Genomic DNA, 25573 nt, shown 5'->3' with positions numbered 1-25573 from the left:
GATCATTTCGGCAGGCCGAACTCGTCGTATTCAAGTTCCCAGCTGGTGGTGCGATCCATCGGCATGGCATCGACCCGCGCGAGCATCTCGTCGATACGCCGACGCCGTTCTTCCTTGTCGAGCTTTTGCGCGGCAGGGACCGGCGTCAGCCGCACTTGCGGCACGCCATCCTTGTCGATCACCACTTCTTCACCGCGCAAGGCAGCCGCGATCAGCTTCGAAAGCTGCGCCTTGGCCTCGCCGATGTTGAAGTGGATGGTCATGGCGTGAGGGTAGGTTGGTCAAGGGGGTTGGTCAAGCTTGGGTCCCTCGGTCGAAGCCCGGCAATAGTGCTTGGCCTCGACCAGATCGCAAGCTACCTTGAACATGTGGCAAGGCAACTGGATTTCGGCGACGTCGTGTCAATCGCATTGGTTGCCTCGGCTTTAGGTGGCCTCGTCACCGCTATCGGTTTTGTTGGCATCCTGTTCGGTTTCAACAGGCTCACGGATGACCCTTCTGCAATTCTTGGCACGCTCTTCTGGGGAGGATTGATCGGCCTCATTCTGGGCATCATTGTTGCGTTGCCGCTTGGTATTGCCGTGGGGACGACGATAAGCAGAATCTTTGGCGATTCGGTTGGCGCAGCGGGTTTCGCCGGCGCACTGACGGCATCCATCCTCTTCGCCCTTGCTTACGGTGATGAACCCGTTCGCGAGCCCTTGCTGTTCGGCTTCGGCATCGCATTCGCACTCATCGGTGCGCTCATGGCGATTGCAGGCCGCCACTACGTGTTGAACAAAGTAGCGGTTTTCAGGCGTTAAGCAGCGGAACGGAGACGCTTCACTCCCACTCGATCGTCCCCGGCGGCTTTGACGTATAGTCATACACCACCCGGTTGATCCCCTGCACCTCGTTGACGATGCGCGTCGCGCAGCCGGTCAGGAAGGCGGCGTCGAAGGGATAGACGTCCGCCGTCATCCCGTCGGTGCTGGTCACCGCGCGCAGGGCGCAGACGCTGTCGTAGGTGCGATAATCGCCCATCACGCCCACGGTGCGGACCGGCAGCAGCACGGCGAAGGCCTGCCAGATCGCGTCATAGAGCCCGGCCTTGCGGATCTCGTCGAGATAGATGGCGTCGGCCTTGCGCAGGATATCGCAGCGTTCCTTGGTCACTTCGCCGGGGATGCGGATGGCCAGGCCGGGGCCGGGGAAGGGGTGGCGGCCGACGAAGATATCGGGCAGGCCCAGCTCGCGGCCCAGAACGCGCACCTCGTCCTTGAACAGTTCACGCAGCGGCTCGACCAGCTTCATGTTCATGCGCTCCGGGAGCCCGCCGACATTGTGGTGGCTCTTGATCGTCACGCTCGGCCCGCCGGTGAAGCTGACGCTCTCGATCACGTCGGGATAGAGTGTGCCCTGGGCGAGGAAATCGGCGCCGCCGATCTTCTTCGCTTCGGCTTCGAACACATCGATGAAGGTCTTGCCGATGAATTTGCGCTTGGCCTCGGGGTCGGTGACGCCGGCGAGGCCTTCCATGAACATCTGCTCGGCATCCACGACCACCAGCGGGATGTTGTAATGGTCGCGAAACATGGTTTCGACCTGCTCGCGCTCGCCCAGCCGCAGCAGCCCGTGGTCGACGAAGACGCAGGTCAGCTGTTCGCCGATCGCCTCGTGGATCAGGATCGCAGCGACCGAGCTGTCGACGCCGCCGCTGAGGCCGCAAATGACCTTGCTGCCGCCCACCTGCTCGCGGATTTCGCGCACCTTGGTCTCGCGATAGGCGGCCATGGTCCAGTCGCCTTTGAGCCCGCAGACCTTGTGCACGAAATTGGCCAGCAGCTTCCCGCCGTCGGGTGTGTGGACGACCTCGGGGTGGAACTGGGTGCCATAGAACTTGCGCTCCTCGTCTGCGATCACCGCGAAGGGTGCGCCGTCGCTGATGGCGACGATCTCGAAGCCGGGGGCGAAGCGGGTGACCTTGTCGCCGTGGCTCATCCACACCTGGTGGCGCTCGCCGACGCTCCAGAGCCCGTCGAACAGGGCGCAGTCCTTGGTCACGGTCAGGTACGCACGGCCGAATTCGCCCCCGTCGCCGACTTCGTGGCCGGGGCGCACTTCGCCGCCGAGCTGATGACTCATGACCTGCTGGCCGTAACAGATGCCGAGGATCGGAACGCCCGCCTCGAACAGCGCCATCGGCGCGCGCGGGCTTCCCTCTTCCGGCACACCGGCGGGCGAGCCGGAGAGGATGATCCCCTTGGGCTTCATGCGCCTGAACGCCGCCTCGGCCTGGGTGAAAGGCGCTATTTCGGAATAGACTCCGGCCTCGCGCACGCGGCGCGCGATTAGCTGGGTCACCTGGCTGCCGAAATCGACGATGAGGATGGAATCGGGGAGATGAGCGTCGTCCATGGCCGAGCGCGGTAAGCAAGGGCACGAAGGCTGTCCAGCCGCAGGGAAATCTATCCCACCGGAGCAAGCCCAGCGAGGTCCTTGTTGGACCGTACATTGCGACAGACGCACGCAGATGAACAAAACCTGTCAAGTATGTTGCGTCCAACGCAACTGACCTGCGTGTTTTCTCACTTTTAGAAAGCGGCGCGAAAGATTATTTCACCCCTCGAAGCCGGCGGCGAGCCCTCCTCTCCCCCCCCCGAATGCTCGCCCCGGCTCCCTCAGGCTGCTCGATCCCTCGGCAGCCGGACGATCGAAACCGCTGCCATGGGCGCGGCAACGATCGGTAAAGCCGCGAGACGCGGTCGCCAACTCTCTCCCCCTCCCCCCGGCGACCAGCGTCTCGCGGCCCTATTTCCATTTCCACGACTACTCCGTGTAACCGCCGCGCCTTTCCGAACGGACCCGAGGTGTACCCAGAGCGCTAAAGCCTCCGGGTCGCGCAGGTGCGGCGCGCCTGACCCCTCCCCCCCGAGGCGCGCCGCACAACTTCGCTGCATTGGCGAGACTACGCGGTCAGGCGATCGGCGAGCTCGCGCAGCTCGGTCTTGAGCAACTTGCCGATATGGCTGCGCGGCATCTCGTCGATGGCCTGGAGCGCACTAAGCCGCTGGGTCTTGCCCAGTCGCGCATTGGTGACGGCAAGGATATCGCCGACCTCGCTTTTCGCCACGCCATCGGCCAGCCGGACGAAGCCGAGCGGAGTCTCGCCCCATTGCTCCGACGGGATCCCGATCACCGCCGCTTCCGCCACGCGCGGGTCCTTGGCCAGTTCGGCTTCGAGATCGCTGGGATAGATGTTGAACCCGCCCGAGATGATCATGTCCTTGGCCCGGCCGACCAGCTCGACAAAGCCATCGGCATCGACCCGGCCGATATCGCCCATCCGCTGCCAAACCTCGCCCGTTTCAGGATCGGTCCAATAGCCTTCGCGGGTCTTGCCGGGCTGGTTCTTGTAGCCGGCCATCATGGTCTGCGAGAGTCCGATGAGGTTGCCCGCTTCCCCCGGGGGCACCGGCCGGTCCTCGTCGTCGAGCACCTTCAGCTGGCTGCCGGGCGCGGGCCGACCCACGGTGTGGAGCTTGTCGGGAAATTCGTGGCAGGGCAGCAGACAGACCACGCCGCCCTCGGTCATGGAATAGATCTCGATCAACCCGCCCGGCATCCGCCGCAGCACCTCGGCTTTGAGCTCGGGGGAGAAGGGCGCGCTGGTGCAGTATTTGAGCATCATGGACGACAGGTCGAATTCGTCGAAGCGCGGTTCGGCCATCAGCCGCTGGTATTGCACCGGCACCAGCATGGTCAGCGTGGTCCGGTCAGCCTGCGCGTGCTCCAGCCATTTGACCGTGTTGAACTTGCCCATCACCCGCACCGTGCCGCCTGCCAGCAGCGGCGGCAGGAAGGCGACCATGGTGGTGTTGGAATAGAGCGGGGTCGATGCGAGCGAGACCACCGGCATGCCCGATCCCAGGAACGAGGCCGCCGTCGCCCCGAACTGCCGCCAGCGCATCTGGTGCGAATGAACGATGCCCTTGGGGATGCCCGTCGTACCGCTGGAATAGATGATGTTGAAGTGGTCTTTGGGATCGGGTTCGAACCCGGGCGCTTTCGTCCCTGTGGCCGCCATCCAGTGCCCGATTTCCTCCAGCGCGATATGCACGAGCCCGGTGGCGAAATCAGCGCCCAGCTCGGCGCTCTTCGCTGCATCGATGAACAGGTGCTGCGCGCCCGAATCGGCCGCCATGCCCGAGAGCTGTTCCTTGCTCGCGCTGGTCGTCAGCGGCGCAGCAACCCCGCCCGCGCGCACTGCGGCAAGGAACACCAGCGCATAGGCGATGCATGAGGTGCCGAGGATGGCGACCGATTGTCCCTTCTGCAGCCCGGTCTCGACAAGCCGCGCGGCGAGCCGCTCGACGCGGTCGTCCAGCTCGCCCCAGGTCAGTTCGCCGCCGTCATCGCGGATGGCGGGCTTGTCCGGCTGGGCGGCGGCCCATTGCGACAGGATCTGCGAAAAATTGCCGAACGGTTCGGCAAGCGCGGCGGCGGCTGTGTTCTCTCCCATGCCCACCACTCTTATGGCGCAACAAGGTTTTGTCGAGATACTTATCCTTGGGCCGGACCGCCCGGCAGCCTCAACACTCGATCACATTGACCGCCAGGCCGCCCTGGCTGGTTTCCTTGTATTTGGTGCTCATGTCGAGCCCGGTCTGGCGCATGGTCTCGATCACCTGGTCGAGGCTGACGCAGGTTTCGGCCTCGGTCCGGTGGAGCGCGAGGCGGGCAGCGTTGACCGCCTTGACCGCGCCGATGGCGTTGCGTTCGATGCAGGGGACCTGCACCAACCCGCCGACCGGATCGCAGGTCAGGCCAAGGTTGTGCTCCATGCCGATTTCCGCCGCGCAGGCGATCTGCTCGGGCGTGCCGCCCCACACCGCTGCGAGGCCGCCGGCAGCCATCGAACAAGCCACGCCAACTTCGCCCTGGCAACCCATCTCGGCCCCGGAAATGCTGGCGCGCTGCTTGTAAAGCAGCCCGATGGCGCCTGCGGTGAGCAAAAACTCGCGGGTCTTGTCGCGGCAGGGCTGCTCGGTCGAATCATTGCAATAGAACCGGATCACCGCCGGAATGATCCCGGCCGCGCCATTGGTCGGCGCGGTGACCACCCGGCCCCCGGCGGCGTTCTCTTCGTTCACCGCCATGGCATAGCAATTGAGCCAGTCGAACAGCTGCTCACGTTCGTTGGACTGGGGGTTGGCCGAGAGTTTGTCCCACAGGTCGGGTGCGCGGCGCTGGACCTTGAGGCCCCCAGGCAGGGTGCCGCGTTGGACCAGCCCGCGCGCGACGCATTGCGCCATCGCCTGGGCGATCGCGTCGAGCCCCGCCTCGGTCTTCGCGCGGGGCCGCATCGCATCTTCGTTGGCGAGAACGATTTCTGCGATGGAGCGCCCCTCACTCGCACAAATCGCCAGCAAGTCCGCCGCCGAGCCGAATTCGAAAGGCACCTTGTTCCCTGTAGAAATCCGGTCGTCCTTGGGCTTGCGCTTCAGTTGCGCTTCCGAAGCGACGAAGCCGCCCCCGGTCGAGTAAGAGGTTCGCTGGAGCAGCACCTCGCCCGCAGGATCCAGCGCCACCAGCCGCATGCCGTTGGGATGCAGGTCCGGGATGATATGCCCGGCAAGATCGATATCCGCGGCGGGATCGAAGGCGAGATCGTGCTGTCCGCCGAGCGCCATCCTCTTGCTCGCGCGGAGCGCGGCAATCGCCACCGCCGCCTCGTCCGGATCGGTCGCGTCGGGGCGAAAGCCCATCAGCCCGAGCATGGTCGCATCGACCGTGCCGTGGCCTACGCCGGTCAGCGCCAGCGAGCCCTGCAGCTCGACTTCGACCCGCGCCGTCCGCTTGATCTTGCCTGTCTTGGCGAGTGCGCGGACGAACATGCCCGCAATCCGCATCGGCCCGACCGTGTGCGATGACGAAGGGCCGATCCCGATCCGGAAGATATCGAGCACCGAAAGCATGCGCGCGGGTCTCTCCTGTGCTTGCAAGCCGTGGCCGGACGCCTAGGGTGCGCGCGAGGATTTGGCCAGAGCGGAATGGCCGAGGGGGGCAGACATGCGGACGATCATCACGGCACTGGCGCTGGCCGCTATGGCGATGACGGCGAGCGGCGCACTGGCGCAGGACAGCACGCCGCGGCGGGTCATCGCCATCGTCGCACATCCGGATGACGAGGTCTTTATTGCTCCCGTCCTGGCGCGGTTGGCGCGCGAAGGGGCCGAGCTGACGCTGGTCTTCGCCACCGACGGCGATCAGGGCCCGGGCGTGAGCGGTATGGAGAAAGGCGCGGCGCTGGCCCGGGTGCGCCAGGGTGAAGCGCGGTGTTCGGCGGCGGCGCTGCAAGCCAGCGTGACGCATTTCTTCGGGCTGGGCGACGGCACGCTTGGCACTCTGGCCCATTTGCCCGACAGCAGCGCGCAGCGGTTCGAGGCGCAGCTGGAAGCGCTGCTGGGCGGCGGCGATTATGACCTCGCGCTGACCTGGGGTCCGGATGGCGGCTATGGCCATGCCGATCACCGGATGGTCAGTGCCATTACCACCGAAGTGATCCAGCGCATGGGCGCGGGCCGCCCGCAATTGCTCTATCCGGGCTTCCGCAACGGAACCCTGCCGCCGGTGCCGGAGATCCAATCGTGGGCCACGCTCGACCCGGCGTTGCTACCGATCGCGATGCCCTATGAGCCTGCCGATCTCGCAGCGGCGAGCGCAGCTTTGCAGTGCCACAAGACCCAGTTCGACGAGACCGTTCGCGCCGGGCTGATCCCGCTGTTCGACCAGAGCGTGTGGGGCGGCGCACTGCATCTGCGCGAGGCTTTGGCCGCGCCCGCGATCACGCCGGAAATGCCGGGATAACCCTGCCCGCCCCGTGCGGTGGAAAACTGCCCCGATCACCGGCCATTTGCTTGGGTTTCGCGCCGTCAGAGCCTATATAATCGGCATGAACGACACCCCTGCCGAGAACGGCCAGACCACCCCGGAAAACCCGCCCCAGAACGCCAAGCAGATGGGCGAATACGGCGCCGATTCGATCAAGGTCCTCAAGGGCCTCGACGCGGTCCGCAAGCGGCCCGGCATGTATATCGGCGATACCGACGACGGCAGCGGCCTGCACCACATGGTGTTCGAGGTGTCGGACAATGCCATCGACGAGGCGCTGGCGGGCCACTGCGACCTGGTGCTGATCGAGCTCAATCCCGATGGGTCCGTGTCCGTGGAGGATAACGGCCGGGGCATCCCGGTTGACATGCACAAGGAAGAAGGCGTTTCGGCGGCCGAGGTCATCATGACCCAGCTCCACGCCGGCGGCAAGTTCGAGAACACCAGCGACGACAATGCCTACAAGGTTTCCGGCGGCCTGCACGGCGTCGGCGTGTCGGTGGTCAACGCGCTTTCCGAATGGCTCGAACTGACGATCTGGCGCAATGGCCAGGAGCACTGGATGCGCTTCGAGCACGGCGATGCGGTCGAAAGCCTGCGCGTCATCGGCGATGCACCCAAGGTGGACGGGAATGCCGACCCCGATGGCTTCAAGAAGGGCACGCGGGTGACCTTCAAGGCGAGCGAGGATACATTCAAGAACGTCACCGAGTTCGACTTCGAGAAGCTGGAGCACCGTTACCGCGAGCTCGCTTTCCTCAACTCGGGCGTGCGCATCAAGCTGCGCGACAAGCGCCACGAGGAAACGCTGGAGCACGACCTCTACTACGAGGGCGGGATCGCGGCCTTCGTGAAGTACCTCGACCGCAACAAGCAACCGCTGGTGGCCGAGCCCATCGCGGTGAGCGCCGACAAGGACGGCATCGGCATCGATGTCGCGCTGCAATGGAACGACAGCTATTACGAAAACGTCCTCTGCTTCACCAACAACATCCCGCAGCGCGACGGCGGCACTCATCTGGCGGCTTTCCGCGCCGCGCTGACCCGCACGCTCAACAATTATGCCACCGCCAGCGGACTGATGAAGAAGGAGAAGGTCAGCCTCAGCGGCGAGGACATGCGCGAGGGCCTCACCGCTATCGTCTCGGTCAAGCTGCCCGACCCCAAGTTCTCCAGCCAGACCAAGGACAAGCTGGTCAGCAGCGAGGTGCGCCAGCCGCTCGAAAGCCTGATGGGCGAGAAGATGACCGAGTGGCTGGAGGAAAACCCCGCCGATGCCAAGGCCATCATCCAGAAGGTGATCGATGCCGCCGCCGCCCGCGAAGCGGCGCGCAAGGCCCGCGAGATGAGCCGCAAGGGCGCGATGAGCATCGCCAGCCTGCCCGGCAAGCTGGCCGATTGCCAGGAACGCGATCCGGCCAAGTCCGAACTGTTCCTGGTCGAGGGCGATTCGGCAGGTGGTTCGGCCAAGCAGGGCCGCGACCGCAAGACGCAGGCCATCTTGCCGCTCAAGGGCAAGATCCTCAACGTCGAGCGCGCCCGGTTCGACCGGATCATCTCGTCGAAAGAAGTCGGCACGCTGATCCAGGCGATGGGCACGGGCCTGCGCGACGAGTTCAATCTCGACAAGCTGCGCTATCACAAGATCGTGATCATGACCGACGCCGACGTCGACGGCGCACATATCCGTACGCTGCTGCTCACCTTCTTCCACCGGCAGATGCCCGAGATCGTCAAGGCCGGGCACCTGTTCATCGCCCAGCCGCCGCTGTTCAAGGTCAGCAAGGGCCGCAGCGAAGTCTATCTGAAAGACCAGGCCGCGCTTGATCGTTACCTGGTCGATGCCGGCCTGCAGGGCCGCATGCTGGAGACCACCGGTGGCTCGCGCGCCGATGGCGATTTGCGGGTGCTGGTCGAACATGCGCTGCGCATCCGCAATCTGATGGCCTTCGTGCCGCGCAAATACGACACCGGCATCATCGAGCAGATGGCGCTGTCGGGCGCACTAGACCCGCAGCTCGATGCATCGACCCGCCAGCAGGCGCTGGAACTCGCCGCCATGCGGCTGGCCGCCGGCGACGAGGATGCGCGCTGGACGGCGCAGTTGCGTGAGGATGGCTCGGTCCGCTTCGACCGCTTGTGGCGCGGCGTGACCGACGTGCACGAGATCGAAGCCAAGTTCCTCGACAGCGCCGAGGCACGCAAACTGCACAAGCTCGCGAGCGAACAGGCCGAAGCCTATGTCCACCCTTCGAGGCTGACCCGGGTCAGTGCCGAAGCGGTCGAGGCCGAGCCGGTCGCGGAGACCGAAGGCGAAGAAACCGAAATGGTGGTCGCCAGCGGCGACGGTGCCATCAGCCGCCCGACCCAGCTGCTCGACGCGATCCTCGCCGCCGGGCGCAAGGGCCTGTCGATCGCCCGCTACAAGGGCCTCGGCGAAATGAACGCCGAGCAGCTGTGGGAAACCACGCTCGATCCCGAGGCGCGGGTGCTGTTGCAGGTGAAGGTCGAGGACGCCGACGTGACCGACGAGATCTTCACCCGGCTGATGGGCGATGTGGTCGAACCGCGCCGCGAATTCATCCAGGACAATGCTCTCAATGTCGCGAACCTCGATGTCTGACGACATCAAGGTTCGACTTGGGGCTTTGAATGTCGCCGACCTCGACGTCTGATCTCCAGTGATCGGCACCGCCGCCCTGCTCGTTGTGCTGACAGGTGCGGCGTGGTTGGCCCTTGTCGCGCTGGTCTGCCTGGCCCGCCCCCATCGCGCGCGGGAAGGCTTGGCGTCGATGGGCAGCAACTGGCGCTGGCAGCTGGGCGAGCATGTGCCCCGCGCCATAGTCGGCCTGGCCATGGTCTTGCGCGCGCCACTGGCCAAGGCCCCGCATTTGCTGGAAATCGGCGGCTGGTTCCTCGTTGCCAGTTCGATTCTGATCCTGGCGGTACCGATGCGCTGGCATAATCGCTATGCGGTATGGTGGGCCGAGCGGATCCCGCTTGCGGCCTATCGCCTGCTGGCGCTGCCCACTCTGGCAATGGCTGTATTGCTTGCCTATATCACCTTGTGAGGTGACGAAGGAGACCCGCATCCCATGAACAGCGCGCTCGCCATCCATTCGCGGCAGGAACATATTCGCTATCTCGGTCTTGCGGCAGGTGCGCTGCTGGTGCTGCCGCATGTGCCGTTCGGCAATATCGTGCTCTACCCCTTCATGATCTTGGGCACGTGGTTCCATGAGATGGGCCATGGCCTCGCTGCGATGCTGATGGGGTTCGATTTCCAGCGACTGGTGCTGTTGCCCAACGGATCCGGCTATGCGCAGTATTTCTTCCCCGTCGATGCCAGCCGGTTCGCTCATGCGACCATCGCCGCTGCAGGGCCGATCGGCCCGGCCATCGTGGGTTCGGGATTGATCATGGCCTCCCCGCACCAACGCTTGTGGAAGCCGGTGCTGCTGACGCTGGCCGGGCTGATCGCCCTCTCGACGCTGATCTGGGTCCGCTCCACCGTCGGCTGGATCGTGCTGCCCGGCATTGCAGGGCTGCTGACCCTGATCGCCATGCGCGGCAAGCCGTGGATGGAACGTTTCGCGCTCCAGTTCCTGGGCCTGCAAGCCGCGCTCAGCATGTTCCAGCAATGGGATTACCTGCTGACCGAAGGCGCGGTAATCGGGGGCCGGCCGCAATTGTCGGACACCGGCGCCATCGAGCAATACCTGCTGCTGCCGCACTGGCTGTGGGCGGGTCTGATAATTGCACTGGCTGCATTGATGCTGGGTACATCCTTGCGCTATTCGCTGTCGGAGAAGCGCACCCCGCGGCGCTGGTAAGGGGTTCCAGGCAATGCAGACCACGCCCTTTGGCAGCGATATCGAGCGGCTCGGATTCTTGCTGTTCCTGGTGCTGGTGACCGGCGGGCTGGCGCTGGTGGCCTGGCCCTTCATCGCCCCGCTTCTGTGGGCCACGCTGGCGGCGATCATGTTCCAGCCGCTTTACAACTGGTTCAAGATCAAACGGCCCGACAGCCCCAACCAGAGTGCGCTTGCCGCGTTGCTGGTGATCACCTTCGCCATCCTCGTACCGGCACTCTGGATCGGCGCCATCGTGGTCGAACAGGCCGCCCTGTTGGTCGTCGCGTTCCAGGAAGGCGAAATCGACGTGGCGGCATGGTTTACGCAAATCTTCAACGCCCTGCCCGAACAGCTGCGCGGCGCGCTGCGCAGCCAGGGCCTCGGCAATTTCGCCATGGTGCAGGGCCGCTTGCAAGACCTTGTCACTGAGAGCGCAGGCCTGATTGCCAGTCGGGCCGTCGCCATTGGCGGCAGCGCACTCAGCTGGTTCCTAGCTTTCGGCGTCGGACTTTATGTGACCTTTTTCCTGCTACGCGACGGCAGGACCATCGGGCGAACGGTGGTCCGTGCCCTGCCTCTGGAGCGGTCGATCGCCGACCGGCTGGCCGAGCGGTTCCTCGCCATTGTGCGAGCCACGGTCAAGGGATCGGGCGTCGTCGCGCTGGTCCAGGGCGTCTTGGGGGCCATCACCTTCTGGATCGTCGGCATGCCGTCGGTGGCATTGTTCGGAGTGCTGATGGGCATCTTCTCGCTGCTGCCCGCTGTCGGCCCGGCAATCGTCTGGGTTCCGGCAGCGATCTGGCTGCTGGCGACCGGCGCGATCTGGCAGGGAGTCGTCGTCATCATTTCCGGAGTCGCGGTGATCGGGATGGTCGACAATGCACTGCGTCCGATCCTGGTCGGCCGCGACACGGGCATTCCCGACTGGGTTATTCTCGTCACCACCTTGGGCGGGATTGCCACAGTCGGTATGTCAGGCATCGTCGTCGGCCCGCTGGTGGCAGGCCTGTTCCTGGCCGGCTGGTCGATCCTGACCGAACAGCGCGCGGAAGCAGCTCCCGAGGCATGAGCGCTAACAGCTTTGACGCCATCATCCTCGGCGGCGGGGCGGCGGGGCTGTTCTGCGCGGCTCAGGCCGGGCAACGCGGGCGGCGGGTGCTGGTGCTGGAGCGGGCCGAGGCGGTGGGGAAGAAGATCCTCATTTCCGGCGGCGGGCGGTGCAACTTCACCAATATCGGCGCGGGGCCGGAGAACTACCTGTCCGCCAACCCGCATTTCGCCAAGTCGGCGCTGCGCCGCTACACCCCGCGCGATTTCCTCGGCCTGGTAGAAAGCCATGGCATCGCCTGGCACGAGAAGACGCTGGGGCAGCTGTTCTGCGACGGCTCATCGAAACAGATCGTCCAGATGCTGCTAAGCGAATGCGCGAAAGGCGATGTCACCATTCTCACCGGACAGGATGTGACCGAGGTGGTGCATGATGCTGGCCGTTTCGCCGTCATGGCATCGGGCACGGCCAATACCGCCGACAAACTCGTGATCGCCACTGGCGGGCCGTCGATCCCCAAGATGGGGGCGAGCGACTATGCCTATCGGCTGGCGCGGCAGTTCGGGCTCAAGGTCGTCGAACCGTGCCCGGCGCTGGTGCCGCTGACCTTGGGCGGCGAGGACGTGCTGTTCCGCGAGCTTTCGGGTGTGGCCAGCGATGTTGTCGCACGGGCTGGCACGGCGAGCTTTGCCGAGGCGGCGCTGCTGACCCATCGCGGGCTCTCAGGCCCGGCGATCTTGCAAGCTTCCAGTTATTGGGCGCATGGCGAACCCGTCTGGCTCGACTTCTGTCCCGGCGAAAAGGGCGACTGGCTGGTCGCGCGCAAGATAGCGACTCCCAATGCCACCGCAACGTCGATCCTGCGCAAGTATATGCCCGAGCGCTTGGCTGGCGTGCTGGCCGAGCGGCTGGGCCTCTCCGGCCCCTTGCAAGGCATCGCCGACAAGGCGCTGCGCCGGGCGCAGGAGCGGCTGGCGCGATGGGAATTCCGCCCCAATGGCACCGAGGGGTTCGCCAAGGCCGAAGTCACCGCCGGGGGAATCAGCACGGCGGAGCTTTCCGGCCAGACGATGGAAGCTACCAAGGTTCCGGGACTTTACGCCATCGGCGAGGCGGTCGATGTGACCGGCTGGCTCGGGGGCTACAACTTCCAGTGGGCCTGGGCGAGCGGACACGCCTGCGCACAGGCGCTGTAGGACAGTCTTTCCTTTGCCGCATTCCCATCGCATGGGTTGGGACATGACGATCCGCACCCTAACCGCTTCGCTGCTGGCCCTCTCGCTGGGCGCCTGTGCCACCGTTCCGGAAACTGCGACCGCACCCGCCGCGCCGGTCACAGTCCGGGTGGTCGGACTCAACGACTTCCATGGCAATCTCGAACCTGCCAGCCGCCCAATGATGCTGGAACTGGGCGGCGGCGAGAGGGCCGAAGTCTATGCCGGCGGCGCAGCGTGGATGGCCGATGCCGTGGCCAAGCTGCGCGGGCAGGACAAATACAGCCTGGTGATCGCCGCGGGCGATTTGATCAGCGCCAGCCCATTGGCCAGCTCGCTGTTCCTCGACGAGCCGACAGTGGGCGTGATGAACCGGATCGGGCTCGATTTCGCGGGGGTTGGCAACCACGAATTCGACCGCGGCTGGCGCGAACTCAAGCGCCTGCGCGAAGGCGGCTGCGAGAAGTTCACTCTGCGTGAACCCTGCGCGGTCGAGCCGCAATTCGCCGGGACCGACTTCCCCTTCCTCGCCGCCAATGTCTTTACCGAGGACGGCACCACGCTGTTTCCCGGCATCGGCTTCAAGCGCTTCGGCGAGGGCGAGAACGAGGTCACCGTGGCAGTGATCGGGCTGACGCTCAGGGGCACGGCAGAGATCGTGACCCCCGGCGGCATTGCCGGGCTGACCTTCGAGGACGAAGCCCAGTCGATCAACGCCCTTATCCCGCAGGCGGTAGCCGAAGGTGCCGACGCCATCATCATCGCCATCCACCAGGGTCTGGTGCCCGAGCCGGGTGACGGCTTCAACGGCTGCGGCAGCATGGCGGGCGATCTGCGCGCGATCCTCGAGCAGCTCGATCCCCGGATCGATCTCGTCATTTCGGGGCACACGCACCAGGCTTATGTCTGCGATTTCGGCACGGTGGACCCATCTCGCAATTTTACCGTGACCAGCGCCGGGTCCTATGGCCGGATGCTGACCGATATCGCGCTGACGGTCGATCCGCGCGCCAATGATGTCGTGGGCGTGACCGCCCGCAACGTGCCGGTGCAGAGCGCGGGCGAAGGGCGCCCGGCCAATCCGGCCTATGAGGAATTCGCGCCTGTCCCCGAGGTCGCAGCCTATGTCGCACGCTATGTCGCCGCCTCGGCCGAAGTTGCCGGCCGTCCGGTCGGCAAGCTGTCCGGCCCGGCCCTGCGCGGCAGTTATGAGACCGCCTTGGGCAATCTCATCGCCGATGCCCAGCTCGCCGCCTCGCGCGATGCCGGGGCGCAGATCGCGCTGATGAACCCGGGCGGTATCCGTGCCGACCTCAACCCAAAGGCCGACGGCACCGTCACTTTCGGAGACATTTACGCCATCCAGCCGTTCGGCAACACGGTGGTTACGGGCACGCTGACCGGCGCGCAGTTGCTGGCCGTGCTGGAACAGCAGTTCGCCAACCCCAACAACATCAACATACTGTCGGTGAGCAAGGGCTTCGCCATGACCCTCGACGCCTCGCGTCCCGAAGGCCAGCGGGTTGTCTCCGCCACTCTGGACGGGGCGCCGATCGACCCGGTCAAGGAATACCGCGTTTCGGTCAACAGCTTCATGGCTACCGGCGGCGATGGCTTCAGCGCGCTCAAGGCGGGCACGGATGCGGTGATCGGCCCGCTCGATCTCGATGCGATCGAAGCGCTGTTCCGTTCGACGGAGGTGGTGCAGCTACCCGCAACCGGGCGGGTCACGGTGATCGGCGGCTGATCAGCTCGCGGCGCGCAGGCCCGAGACACCCTTGGCCCCGCGGTCGGCGACCGAAAGACCGTCGAACAGCGTGTCGATGATGCGGGCGAGCTTTTCCTCGCTCAGCTTCTGGTGGATCATTGCGATCATATAGGGCTGGATGTAGCAGACCACGGTCTGGTTGATGATCGACAGCACTTCGTTGATGCCAAGGCCGTCGAAATGCCCGTCTGCCTGCGCCTCTGCGATCAGTTCGCACAGGTAATGGTCGGCAAGGTCGATGTAGGACCGAGCGTAGTCGAAGTAACGCTCGCCCATCTCGATATAGAGATTGAAGGTGGCCGGATCGTCCTTGAACTGGTCGCGCAGCAGCAGGAAGCGGCGGGCGAAGAATTCGTACATCTTGCGGCGCGGCGGCAGATCGCTGGCCATGACCTCGTCCATCACCGCCAGCTTGGGGGCGAACCATTCGCCGGTTACCGCTTCGAGCAGGTCGCCTTCCTCAGGGAAAACGACATCGATCCGGGCGCGGGCGACGCGCAGCTCGCTGGCAAGCTTGGCGCGGGTCACTTCCTCGCCGGTTCGTTCCATGATGTCCATCGCCAGGCGGGCCAGGCGTTGGCGTTCTTGCTGGATCTCGTCTTCGCTCACCGGTGGGGGCTCCCTCAAGCTCGGCTCCATGTAGGAACGCTGCCGCCGGGTTAAACCCCTAGCCCAAGATCGCGGCCAAGCGAATGGCCGATTTTTTCACCGCTGTTGCTTGGGGGGCAATTTAGGAGGGAGAGGAATGAAGGCGCTCGTGCGCGCGACATAGTCGGCATAGGCATCGCCGCGCTTCTTCTTCATCCCGTATTCCAGCAGCGCCGCGCCCGACCATTTGGTGAGGGTAAAGGTCAGGAACACCGGCCCGATCAGCGTATAGAGCGCCAAGTCCCACCCGATCGAGGCGGTCACCAGCCAGATGCCCCACCAGGCGCAGGCATCGCCGAAATAGTTCGGGTGGCGGGTATAGCGCCACAGCCCGGTGTCGAGAATCTTCCCCTCATTGGCTGGGTCGGCCTTGAAGGCGCGCAATTGCAGGTCGCCGACGGTCTCGAAGAACATGCCGAAGGCCCACAGCGCGATCCCGGCATAGGCCAAGGGTGCCAGCGGTGCAGGCGCTGCGCTGGCAAGGATGCCGACCTGCGCAGGCGAGCAGACCGCGAACAGCAGCACCGCCTGCCCCAGGAATACCTTGGTCAACGCGGTGAAGGCGAAGGTGTTGTTTTCGCGCGCCTTCTTCATGATCCGCTTGTAGCGCTGGTCCTCGCCTTCCTTGAGCCAGCGGGTGAAGATATGCAGCGCCAGCCGCACGCCCCAGATGATCGCCATGGCGGCAATGGCATGGGCGGCAAGGCCGGGCTGGGCGAGCTGGAACCAGCTAACCGCCGCCATCAGCGCCATTCCGCCGCCCCAGTAGGAGTCGACGATCGAGGCATCGTGGATCTTCACAGCGATGGCCCACATCACCAATGTGGCGGCGAGTAGCACGGCCGCATTGGTCAGTAGCGCTTCGATCATGCGGCGTTCTCCCCGTTGGCTTCCCTGGCTTCCTCGGCCAGCAGGCGCGCGGCCTGCGCTTCCAGCACCTTGTAGCGTTCCAGTTCGGGTAGCTTGGAGCGCATGAAGGCGGCAATACGGGTCAAGGTCTCGGCATAGCTCTGGGTCGGCCAGATCGGATCGCTGAAGCCCAGCGTATTGGTGTCGTTGTCGACCCAGGCTGCGACAATCGGCACATTGGCGGCGCGGGCGATGTTGTAGAAACCCGATTTCCACTCGCCGTTGGAGCTGCGCGTTCCCTCTGCCGCGATCACCAAAGCCAGATGGTCGCGCCGGGCGTATTCCTCCGCCACCTGCTGAGTCACATTGGCGCGCTTGGTCCGGTCGACCGGAATACCGCCCATATCGTACATGAAGTTCTTCATCACGCCTTTGAACAGGGTGTGCTTGCCCATGAAATTGGGCTCGATGCCCTCGACAGCGGTCGCGCCGGTAAAGAACACGAAGTCCCAGTTCGAGCTGTGCGGCGCACCGGCGATGACGTATTTGCGCAGATCCTTCGGCAGGCCGCCGTCGATCTTCCAGCCCTTGAGGGTCCAGATGAAAAGGATGATCCGCCGCACGATCCGCGACAGGATGGAGCGTTTGTAGCCCAAACGCTCGGACGACTTTTGCGACATGTTCTCTCCCCTGACGCTACGGACTAGCAGCTACGGAGCGAAATGGGAGAGGGTTTCAGGCCGATTTTTGTTCCATACTCTCGGCATGCTTGAGCAGCGCTTCGGCAATGGCCTGTGGGTCATCCAGAACTGCCCGTGCCGCGATGCGCTCAATCGTCCATCCCAAACTCTTTAGCTTGGCAGTCCTGATCTCGTCCCGCTCGGGCCTGTCGCCCATGTCATGCGCGATGCCTTCGATTTCGACAATCAACCGCGCTGATGTGCAGGCGAAGTCCGCTACGTAGCGATCAATCCCGAACTGCCGCCGGAACTTGGGCGTGCAGCCCTTGAGCTGCTGCCACAGGAGCACCTCGGGCAGTGACATATTCTTGCGCAACCCTCGCGCCGCTTTCACGGTCTCCGGCGGCGCGCCGACAGTCCGGTGCCGCACCCGATCCTCCCCGGAACGGGGAGGGGGACCGCCCTGCGCAGCAGGGAGGTGGAGGGGCCGGTCGCTGTCCGGCGAACGAGATGTCGCGCTATCGACCCCTCCGTCAGCGCTACGCGCTGCCACCTCCCCGTTCCGGGGAGGATCGAAGCCGTCCTGCCTCTTCACATCCTAAACACACCAAACGCCGGCCGCTCGGCAATCGGGGCCTCCAGCGTTGCCGCCAGCGCCAGCCCCAGCACATCCCTCGTCTGCACCGGGTCGATCACGCCGTCGTCCCACATGCGCGCGGTGGCGTAGTAGGGGTTGCCTTCGTCCTCGTATTTCTGGCGGATGGGCTGCTTAAAGGCCTCGGCCTGTTCCGGCGTCCACGTGTCGGCATCGCGGTGGACGGTGGCGAGGACGCTTGCGGCCTGCTCGCCCCCCATCACCGAGATGCGGGCATTGGGCCAAGTGAACAGGAAACGCGGTGAGTAGGCCCGACCGCACATGCCATAGTTCCCCGCGCCGAAGCTGCCGCCGATCACCACGGTGACCTTGGGCACGGTCGCGGTGGCGACCGCGGTGACCAGCTTCGCGCCATGCTTGGCGATGCCCTCCGCCTCGTATTTTCCGCCGACCATGAAGCCGCTGATATTCTGCAGGAACAGCAGCGGAATGCGGCGCTGGCAGGCGAGCTCGATGAAATGCGCGCCCTTCTGCGCGCTTTCGGAGAACAGCACGCCGTTATTGGCGAGGATCGCGACCGGCATCCCCCAGATATGCGCGAAGCCGCAGACGAGGGTGCTGCCGTAGTGCTGCTTGAACTCGTGGAACTCGCTGCCGTCGACAATCCGGGCGATCACCTCGTGCACATCATAGGGCGCGCGAACATCTTCGGGGATCAGGGCATAGAGATCGTCGGCATCGAATTTGGGCGGGCGCGGGTCCTTGAGCGTAATGTCAGCCGCCGCCCCGGTATTCGCGCCGAGATGGCTGACGATATCGCGCACGATGGTGAGCGCGTGCTCGTCGTTCTCGGCCAGGTGATCGACCACGCCCGACTTCTTGGCGTGGAGGTCGCCGCCGCCCAAGTCCTCGGCGCTGATTTCCTCGCCCGTCGCGGCCTTCACCAGCGGCGGGCCGGCGAGGAAGATGGTGCCCTGGTTGCGGACAATCACCGTCTCGTCGGACATGGCGGGCACGTATGCCCCGCCCGCGGTGCAGGAGCCCATCACGCAGGCGATCTGCGGGATGCCGAGTGCGCTCATGTTGGCCTGGTTGAAGAAAATGCGCCCGAAGTGGTCGCGGTCCGGAAACACCTCCGCCTGATGCGGCAGGTTCGCCCCGCCGCTATCGACGAGATAGATGCACGGCAGGCGGTTCTCCTGCGCGATCTCCTGCGCCCTCAGGTGCTTCTTGACCGTCATCGGGTAATAGGTGCCGCCCTTCACGGTCGCGTCATTGCACACGATCATGCACTGCCGGCCCGAGACGCGCCCTACCCCGCAGATGATCGACGCGCCGTTGACGTCGCCCTCGTACATCCCGTTGGCGGCCAGCTGACCGACCTCGAGGAAGGGCGAACCCGGATCGAGCAGCCGCTCGACCCGATCCCTCGGCAGCAGCTTGCCGCGGCTGACATGCCGCTCGCGATGCTTCTCCGGCCCGCCCAATGCGGCCTCGGCGACCTTGGCGCGCAGGTCATCGGCCAGAGCCTTGTTGTGCTGGAAGCGCGCTTTCGCCTCCGGACTATCCCGATCGAGTTTGGAAGTGAGGACAGGTGCGGTCATGCAAATTCCTTGGGCGGCAAATAGGCCGGATCGTGGTCGAAAGGCAACGGGCGGTCCGTGCGTATCGCATCGAGCACGCTGGCGAAATCCGTGCGGCAGCGAAAGCCCAGCAGGCGCTCGGCCCTGGCCGGATCGTAGACCCGGTCGATGCTCGCAGGCAGATCCCAGCCGCGCGCGGCATAGAGTTCGGCGGCATCGGGAAAATGGCGTGCGATCGCTGCGCGGGCATCGCGGGCCAACTCTCCAGCTTCGTCGCGTGTGAACGGCGGCGGCGCCGAGAGCACGAAGGTCTCGCAGCCCAGCCCGGCGATTGTCTCCAGCGCCACCACATGGGCCCGCGCCGCATCGGCAGCGCTGAGGCGGCGGTTGAGGAACTCGTTGGCCTTCATGTTCTCGCCCGAGAGCACATGATGGGTATCGTCGTCCTCGGGGAAGAAGCGCCCGGTGCGCAGAATGGCGATATCCATGCCCTGTTCGGCGGCAAAGATCCGGCACAGATTCTCTGCCGCCGCCTTGGTCACGCCATAGATATTGCGCGGCGGCCCGTCGTAGAAGCTCTCGTCCATCCAGAAGGCTTCGCCCTGCCCGCCATCGCGGACCCGCTGCGACACCATCAGCGACGTGGTCGAGGTGAAAATGAAGCGATCGTGCCCGGCCCGCACCGCCGCTTCGAGCAGGTTGAGCGTGCCGGTGACATTGGTGTCGATGAAGGCCTGCTTCGGATAACGTGCGATGTCAGGCTTGTGCAGCGCGCCGCCATGGATGATCGCCTCGATCCCGTCGGCGACGATGCTGTCCACCAGCGCAGCGTCGGCGACCGAGCCGATATGCTGCGTGTCCGCCCCCGAAGCGATGTCGAGACCCACAACCTCATGCCCGGCAGCGCGTAGCTGCGGGGCCAGGAATCGGCCGAGCCAGCCCGAAGAACCGGTCAGCAGGATTTTCATCTGGCCTCGCCCGGCGCAGCGCCATCCGCCTCTTTCGCAGTGCCGGTAAAGAGATAGCGATAGACCCCGACGATATTGATCGCCAGCAATCCGATGTTCTGCCAGCCGATCCCCTCGGCCTCGTCGCTGAGGAAGCCCCATGCGATCAGCGCGATCGACGAGGTAACGAAGATCACGAAACCCCAGCCGGTCGGCCTTGTGCCAAGGTTGAGCGAGACAATCAACGCCGCGATGAGGCCAGCTGCAGCGCCATACCACTGCAGCGCGGTGAGGAGCGTGTCGCTCACCCCGCCGCGCCGATCAGCTCGCGCCCGATCAGCATGCGGCGGATCTCGTTGGTCCCCGCGCCGATATCGAGCAGCTTGGCATCGCGCATGTACCGCTCGACCGGCCAGTCGAGCGTGTAGCCCGCGCCGCCCAGCGCCTGCACGCTTTCCGCTGCGACACGGAAGGCGTTCTCGCTCGCCAGCAGGATGCAGCCCGCCGCATCGAAGCGGGTGGTCTGGTCCGCGTCGCAAGCCTTGGCCACCGCATAGGTGTAGGCGCGGGCCGATTGCAGGGCGACATACATGTCGGCGACCTTGGCCTGCATCAATTGGAACGAGCCAATCGGCTTTCCGAACTGCTTCCTCTCCCGCAGATAGGGGATCACCGTGTCGAGGCAGGCCTGCATCACGCCCAATTGCAAGCCGGCCAGCACCACACGCTCGTAATCGAGCCCGCTCATCAACACGCCGACGCCGCCGTTCAGCGGCCCCATGATGCGCTCTTCGGGGATGTGGCAATCGTCGAACACCAGCTCCGCCGTGGGGCTGCCGCGCATGCCGACCTTCTCGATCTTCTGGCCGATTGAGAAGCCTGCGTCGCCCTTCTCGATCAGGAAGGCGGTGATGCCGCGCGATCCGGCCTGGCCGTCGGTCTTGGCATAGACCACCAGCGTATCGGCTTCGGGTGCGTTGGTGATCCAGAACTTGGTGCCGTTGAGGACGTAGCCGCCCTGGACGGCGTCCGCCTTCAGCTTCATCGAGACGACGTCCGAACCCGCGCCCGCTTCCGACATGGCGAGCGAGCCGACGTGTTCGCCGCTGATCAGCCCGGGCAGGTACTTGGCCTTCTGCTCCTCGTTGCCCCAGCGGCGGATCTGGTTGATGCAGAGGTTGGAATGGGCGCCATAGCTGAGCCCGACCGAAGCGCTGGCGCGGCTCACTTCCTCGACCGCGATGACGTGTTCCAGATAGCCGAGCCCCAGCCCCCCGTCTGCCTCATCCACCGTCAGCCCGTGGAGGCCCAGCTCGCCCATCTGCGTCCACAATTCGCGCGGGAACCAGTCCTCGCGGTCGACCTTGTCGGCCAGCGGCATGATCTGCTCGTCGGCGAAGCGGCCGACGGTTTCGCGGATCATCTCGGCGCTTTCGCCGAGCTGGAAATCGAAGTCGGGGGTGGCACGCATGGGCTCTGGTCTCCTTGCAGCGGCGCATAGCAAGGCGGGCCGTGCGCGCAAACCGGTTGCAAATGAAATTTTGTCGGGTCGAAGAGAACGACGCTATAACAAAGAATTGTATCAGCGTCTGGAACGTGGCAACTGCGCTCGTCGGAAGATAGATGAAAACTTTTGCTCCGTCGTTGTGGCCTGCGGGCACACTCCCTGCACCGGCGATGTGCGACGAAGACGCGCGGCTGAAGGTGCTGGCCGGCTTCGGCCTCGATTCGCTGGTCGAGGACGAAGAGCTGGCGCAGATTGCCAGTTTCGCCGGCAGGCTCTGCAATGCCCCGATAGCGCTGGTTTCCATCGTCGAGGAGAAGCGGCAGCGGTTCCTCGCCGGAATGGGCCTCGATGTCTCGGAGTCGCCCCGCGAAACCAGCTTCTGCGCCCATGCCATGCTGGGCGACAAGCTGTTGGTGGTGAGCGATGCCCGCAGTCATCCGCTGTTTGCCGACAATCCGCTGGTGACCGGCGAACCGCACATCCGCTTCTACGCCGGGGCTCCGCTGATAACCTCGGAAGGCGCGCCGCTGGGATCGCTATGCGTGATCGACAGGGTTCCGCGCAGCGATGGACTCGACTCGGTCCAGTGCGAGGGTCTGACGGTGCTGGCCCGCGCAGTCATGCGCCGGCTCGAAGCCCAACGCGGGGCAGTCCGGGGTGTCAAGACGCGCGAATCGGCAGTGGCACAATTGCGGTTCATGCTCGATAGCGTGCCGACAATCGCATGGTCGGCGACGCCTGACCACACTTTCGACCGCTTCAACGCGCGCTGGTACGAAATGACCGGCAGCGAACCGCCGACCACTGCCGATGGCTGGCGGCAGTTCGTTCATCCGGACGATTGGGACGCATCGGCCAGGAAATTCGCTGCCGCCGTGGCCAGCTGCTCCCCGCTCGAAGACCAGTGGCGGCTGCGTCGGGCCGACGGGACCTGGCGGTGGGTCCTGTCCCGTGCGCTACCATCCGGCGACGATCCGGCCACTGCGCTGTGGTTCGGCACGCTGACCGACATCGATGACAACTACCGCGAAGGCGAGCGGATGGAGATCCTCGCCAACGAACTGGCGCACCGGATCAAGAACATCTTCGCGGTCATGAACGGCCTGATCGCGCTGCGCAGCCGCAACAGGCCCGAGGCTAAGGCGTTTGCCGACGAGCTGAGCGAGACGGTGCGCGCACTGGGTCGGGCACAGGATTACGTCATGCCGCTGCGGGCGATAACCGACAGCAGCATGCGCGGCTTGCTCGCTATCCTGACCGCTCCCTACGGCACGGGCGAAGGCGAACAGGTTCATATCACCGGAGACCGGATCAATCTTGCAATCCGCGCTGCCACGCCGCTGGCGCTGATCTTCCACGAGCTGGCGACCAATTCCGCCAAATACGGTGCATTGTCGGTAGCCGAAGGCCGGGTCGAAGTGACGCTCGACAAGGGCGAAGATGTGGTCCGCATCGGCTGGGTCGAGCGCGGCGGCCCGGCGGTCTCTCCGCCTTCGGATGAAGGCTTCGGCTCGCGGATGCTCCGCATGAGCGCACAGTCGCAGCTCAACGGCGCGATCGAGCATCGCTGGCTGCCCGAAGGGCTGGAAGTCAACCTGACGATCCCGCTCGGTTCGCTTGAGTCCTGACGTCGGCCTTTCGCTACTCGCCTGTCGGCCCTAGGGTCGGGGCATGACGGGGGCCTCCATTCCAGCAGTGCAGTTCGAAAGCGTAGGCAAGAGCTACGGCGCGGTTCGCGCGGTCGACGATGTTTCGCTGGATATTGCGGCGCGCAGCTTCGTGGCGCTGGTGGGTGCCTCGGGCTCCGGCAAGTCGACCCTGCTCAAGATGGTCAACCGGCTGGTGGAACCGACCGCAGGGACGGTGCTGTTCGAAGGCGAGGAAGTCGCTGCGCAACCGCTCCCCGCCCTGCGGCGCAAGGTCGGCTATGTGTTCCAGTCGATCGGCCTGTTCCCGCATATGAGCGTGACAGAGAATATCGCCATCGGCCCGCGGCTGACGGGCGAGAAGCTTGGTGCCGGGCGCATCGCCGAACTGCTCGAACTGGTCGAGCTGGACGGCAGCTACGCCAAGCGGATGCCGCACGAGCTTTCAGGCGGGCAACGGCAAAGGATCGGGGTGGCGCGGGCGCTGGCCGGCGGGCCGCACCTGTTGCTGATGGACGAGCCCTTCGGCGCGCTCGACCCGGTCACCCGCGACGCGCTGGGGCGACGGGTGCGGACGCTGCACGGGACGCTCGGCCTCACGACCGTGCTGGTCACCCACGACATGGCCGAGGCACTGCTGCTGGCCGACCGGGTGCTGGTGATGGATCGCGGCAGGATCGTGGCCGACGAGACACCCCGGGCTCTGCTGGGCGGTGCTGGCGGCGAAGTCGCGCAAGGCCTGGTGGCCGTGCCGCGTGCCCAAGCCGAAGCACTTGCAGAGCTCGAGCGGTGAACGACATCTGGACCACCCTCGCCGATCTCGGCGACAAGGCGGCGGCGCACGTGCTGCTGGCCGCAAGCGCCATCGGCCTCGCCATCGTGATCGCCCTGCCGGTGGCTGTTTGGGCGGGCCGCAATGCCACAGTCCGGCGCATCTCGCTCGGTCTTGCCAGCCTGGTCCAGACGATGCCGGCGCTGGCGTTGCTGGCGCTGTTCTTCCCGATCCTGCTGAGCCTGCGGGCGGTGTTCGGCGAGGGGTTGCCCACGCTCGGCTTCCTGCCCGCGCTGCTGGCGCTGACGCTTTATGCGTTGCTGCCGATGCTGCGCAACGCCGTGACCGCGCGCGAGAACATGGAGCCGGGAGTGCTGGAGGCGGCCGACGGGGTCGGCATGACCAAGTGGCAGAAGCTGCGGCTGGTCGAGGCCCCGCTCGCCGCGCCCTATGTCATGGCGGGCATCCGTACCGCGGCCGTCTGGACCATCGGCGCAGCGACGCTTTCCACCACCATCGGTGCGCCGAGCCTGGGCGATCCGATCTTTGCCGGATTGCAGACGCAAAACTGGTCGCTGGTGCTCGCCGGGTGCCTGGCCTCGGCCGCGCTGGCGCTGGTTGCCGATGCGCTGCTGGGCAGCATCGAACATGGCTTTGCCGTGCGCAAGCGCGGCTGGGTATGGGGCGGCGCAGCGGTGGCGGCGCTGGGCATCTTCGCCTCGGCCTGGGCACTTTATGGCCCCGTGCGCGAACGCTCGGGCGAAACGGTGGTGATCGCCGCCAAGAGCTTCTCCGAACAGTATATTCTCGCCCGGCTGATCGGCTCGCAGCTGGAAAAGGCGGGTTACCGGATCGAGTACCGCGACGGGCTCGGCTCGGCGGTGGTGCACAATGCGGTCAGCACCGGGGCGATCGATATCTCGATCGACTATACCGGCACGATCTGGACCAATAATCTGAAGCGCGCCGACAACCCGGGACGAGAGGAAATGTATCGCATCATCAGGGACTGGGAAGCGCAGCAGACCGGCACGCTGGTGCTGGGCCGGTTGGGGTTCGAGAACGCCTATGCGCTGGCCATGCGGGCCGACCGGGCCGAGGAGCTGGGGGTGCGCAGCATTGCCGATCTTGCGCCGGTCGCGCCGCAGCTCGTCACCGGGGGCGATCCCGAATGGTTCGAACGGCCCGAATGGGCGGCGGTGCGCGATGCCTATGGGCTGCGCTTCGCCCGCCAGCGCAATTTCGCCCCGACCTTCATGTACAATGCGCTGAAATCCGGCGAGGCCGATGTGATCAGCGCCTATACCTCGGACGGGCGGATCGCGGCGGACAATCTGGTGATCCTGGACGACCCCAAGGGCGCGCTGCCGAGCTATGACGCGCTAGTGATGCTCACGCCGGGCCGCGCGGGCGACGCGAAGCTCAAGGCGGCGCTCGAACCGCTGATCGGCAAGATCGAGGTCGAGTTGATGCGCGAGGCCAACCTTGCGGTTGACCGTACGGATGCAAAAAAGATGACGCCCGATCAGGCCGCCGCGATGATCGCGCAGCGGATCGGGCTCTAGATAGTCAGACTTCCACCCCAACTT

23 protein-coding genes are annotated in these 25573 nt (G+C 65.2%); 11 read left to right on the top strand and 12 right to left on the bottom strand.

From position 1 onward, the window contains the following. Positions 1 to 2: 2 nt before the first annotated feature. Positions 3 to 263 (bottom strand): type II toxin-antitoxin system Phd/YefM family antitoxin, encoded by a 261-nt coding sequence (locus LY632_RS03930; RefSeq protein WP_234092504.1) that lies wholly within the window; start codon positions 261 to 263, stop codon positions 3 to 5. A gap of 66 nt (positions 264 to 329) precedes the next feature. On the opposite strand from LY632_RS03930, the gene LY632_RS03925 reads away from it, so the two are divergent. Further along, positions 330 to 803 carry a hypothetical protein gene (locus LY632_RS03925; protein ID WP_234092503.1) on the top strand — a complete coding sequence of 158 codons (474 nt, stop codon included), beginning with the start codon at positions 330 to 332 and terminating at the stop codon, positions 801 to 803. A gap of 19 nt (positions 804 to 822) precedes the next feature. On the opposite strand, the gene guaA is transcribed toward LY632_RS03925, so the two are convergent. The 3 genes from guaA to LY632_RS03910 form a co-directional block, all read right to left on the bottom strand. Further along, complete coding sequence (guaA, locus tag LY632_RS03920; RefSeq protein WP_234092502.1) at positions 823 to 2397, bottom strand: glutamine-hydrolyzing GMP synthase; 1575 nt, start codon at positions 2395 to 2397, stop codon at positions 823 to 825. Positions 2398 to 2947: 550 nt separating this feature from the next. Next, positions 2948 to 4501 carry a class I adenylate-forming enzyme family protein gene (locus tag LY632_RS03915; RefSeq protein WP_234092501.1) on the bottom strand — a complete coding sequence of 518 codons (1554 nt, stop codon included), beginning with the start codon at positions 4499 to 4501 and terminating at the stop codon, positions 2948 to 2950. Positions 4502 to 4571: 70 nt separating this feature from the next. Continuing rightward, positions 4572 to 5957, bottom strand: a complete 1386-nt coding sequence (locus LY632_RS03910; RefSeq protein WP_234092500.1) for an L-serine ammonia-lyase — start codon at positions 5955 to 5957, stop codon at positions 4572 to 4574. Positions 5958 to 6051: 94 nt separating this feature from the next. Here LY632_RS03910 and LY632_RS03905 point away from each other — a divergent pair, with 94 nt between their 5' ends. The 7 genes from LY632_RS03905 to LY632_RS03875 all read left to right on the top strand — a co-directional run bounded on the left by LY632_RS03905 (position 6052) and on the right by LY632_RS03875 (position 14736). Next, entirely contained in the window at positions 6052 to 6849 is a 798-nt protein-coding gene (locus LY632_RS03905) for a PIG-L family deacetylase (protein WP_234092499.1), read from the top strand. 85 nt (positions 6850 to 6934) lie between these two features. Beyond that, on the top strand, positions 6935 to 9496 hold the full coding sequence (gene gyrB / locus LY632_RS03900) for a DNA topoisomerase (ATP-hydrolyzing) subunit B (protein ID WP_370636554.1): 2562 nt from the start codon (positions 6935 to 6937) through the stop codon (positions 9494 to 9496). Between the two features lie 58 nt (positions 9497 to 9554). Then, entirely contained in the window at positions 9555 to 9944 is a 390-nt protein-coding gene (locus LY632_RS03895; protein ID WP_234092498.1) for a hypothetical protein, read from the top strand. Positions 9945 to 9968: 24 nt separating this feature from the next. Then, complete coding sequence (locus LY632_RS03890) at positions 9969 to 10706, top strand: M50 family metallopeptidase (RefSeq protein ID WP_234092497.1); 738 nt, start codon at positions 9969 to 9971, stop codon at positions 10704 to 10706. 13 nt (positions 10707 to 10719) lie between these two features. Beyond that, the gene (locus LY632_RS03885) at positions 10720 to 11796 is read left to right on the top strand and encodes an AI-2E family transporter (RefSeq protein ID WP_234092496.1); all 1077 of its coding nucleotides are present in this window, start codon (positions 10720 to 10722) and stop codon (positions 11794 to 11796) included. Beyond that, positions 11793 to 12971, top strand: coding sequence for an NAD(P)/FAD-dependent oxidoreductase (locus tag LY632_RS03880; protein ID WP_234092495.1), 1179 nt, complete (start codon positions 11793 to 11795; stop codon positions 12969 to 12971). The genes LY632_RS03885 and LY632_RS03880 overlap by 4 nt, the downstream gene beginning before the upstream one ends. A gap of 43 nt (positions 12972 to 13014) precedes the next feature. Beyond that, the gene (locus LY632_RS03875) at positions 13015 to 14736 is read left to right on the top strand and encodes a bifunctional UDP-sugar hydrolase/5'-nucleotidase (RefSeq protein ID WP_234092494.1); all 1722 of its coding nucleotides are present in this window, start codon (positions 13015 to 13017) and stop codon (positions 14734 to 14736) included. On the opposite strand, the gene LY632_RS03870 is transcribed toward LY632_RS03875, so the two are convergent. The 8 genes from LY632_RS03870 to LY632_RS03835 form a co-directional block, all read right to left on the bottom strand. Next, entirely contained in the window at positions 14737 to 15366 is a 630-nt protein-coding gene (locus LY632_RS03870) for a hypothetical protein (protein WP_234092493.1), read from the bottom strand. It lies immediately after the preceding gene. A 96-nt stretch (positions 15367 to 15462) separates the two neighbouring features. Next, complete coding sequence (locus tag LY632_RS03865) at positions 15463 to 16275, bottom strand: DUF1295 domain-containing protein (RefSeq protein ID WP_234092492.1); 813 nt, start codon at positions 16273 to 16275, stop codon at positions 15463 to 15465. Next, positions 16272 to 16934: a 1-acyl-sn-glycerol-3-phosphate acyltransferase gene (locus tag LY632_RS03860; protein WP_234092491.1), complete on the bottom strand. Its 663-nt coding sequence runs from the start codon at positions 16932 to 16934 to the stop codon at positions 16272 to 16274. Before LY632_RS03860 ends, LY632_RS03865 begins: the two co-directional genes overlap by 4 nt. Before the next feature lie 55 nt (positions 16935 to 16989). Continuing rightward, complete coding sequence (locus LY632_RS03855; RefSeq protein ID WP_234092490.1) at positions 16990 to 17298, bottom strand: endonuclease domain-containing protein; 309 nt, start codon at positions 17296 to 17298, stop codon at positions 16990 to 16992. A gap of 227 nt (positions 17299 to 17525) precedes the next feature. Next, positions 17526 to 19133, bottom strand: coding sequence for a carboxyl transferase domain-containing protein (locus LY632_RS03850; protein WP_234092489.1), 1608 nt, complete (start codon positions 19131 to 19133; stop codon positions 17526 to 17528). Continuing rightward, entirely contained in the window at positions 19130 to 20080 is a 951-nt protein-coding gene (locus tag LY632_RS03845) for an NAD(P)-dependent oxidoreductase (protein ID WP_234092488.1), read from the bottom strand. Before LY632_RS03845 ends, LY632_RS03850 begins: the two co-directional genes overlap by 4 nt. Further along, positions 20077 to 20367, bottom strand: a complete 291-nt coding sequence (locus tag LY632_RS03840; RefSeq protein WP_234092487.1) for a hypothetical protein — start codon at positions 20365 to 20367, stop codon at positions 20077 to 20079. The genes LY632_RS03845 and LY632_RS03840 overlap by 4 nt, the downstream gene beginning before the upstream one ends. Further along, positions 20364 to 21530, bottom strand: a complete 1167-nt coding sequence (locus LY632_RS03835) for an isovaleryl-CoA dehydrogenase (RefSeq protein ID WP_234092486.1) — start codon at positions 21528 to 21530, stop codon at positions 20364 to 20366. The genes LY632_RS03840 and LY632_RS03835 overlap by 4 nt, the downstream gene beginning before the upstream one ends. A 152-nt stretch (positions 21531 to 21682) precedes the next feature. On the opposite strand from LY632_RS03835, the gene LY632_RS03830 reads away from it, so the two are divergent. From LY632_RS03830 to LY632_RS03820, 3 genes are read left to right on the top strand one after another with little or no spacing between them, the layout of a single operon-like run. After that, positions 21683 to 23194 carry a sensor histidine kinase gene (locus LY632_RS03830; protein ID WP_234092485.1) on the top strand — a complete coding sequence of 504 codons (1512 nt, stop codon included), beginning with the start codon at positions 21683 to 21685 and terminating at the stop codon, positions 23192 to 23194. Between the two features lie 43 nt (positions 23195 to 23237). Next, on the top strand, positions 23238 to 24005 hold the full coding sequence (locus LY632_RS03825) for an ATP-binding cassette domain-containing protein (protein ID WP_234092484.1): 768 nt from the start codon (positions 23238 to 23240) through the stop codon (positions 24003 to 24005). After that, a complete protein-coding gene (locus LY632_RS03820; protein ID WP_234092483.1) occupies positions 24002 to 25549 on the top strand; it encodes a glycine betaine ABC transporter substrate-binding protein in 1548 nt (515 codons plus the stop codon). Before LY632_RS03825 ends, LY632_RS03820 begins: the two co-directional genes overlap by 4 nt. Positions 25550 to 25573: the final 24 nt, after the last annotated feature.

Origin of the sequence: Erythrobacter sp. SDW2, from assembly GCF_021431965.1 — a bacterium.
Classification (GTDB): Bacteria; Pseudomonadota; Alphaproteobacteria; order Sphingomonadales; family Sphingomonadaceae; genus Parerythrobacter.
The sequence above is the reverse complement of the archived record's forward strand: the minus strand, read 5'-3'. Positions and strand labels throughout refer to the sequence as shown.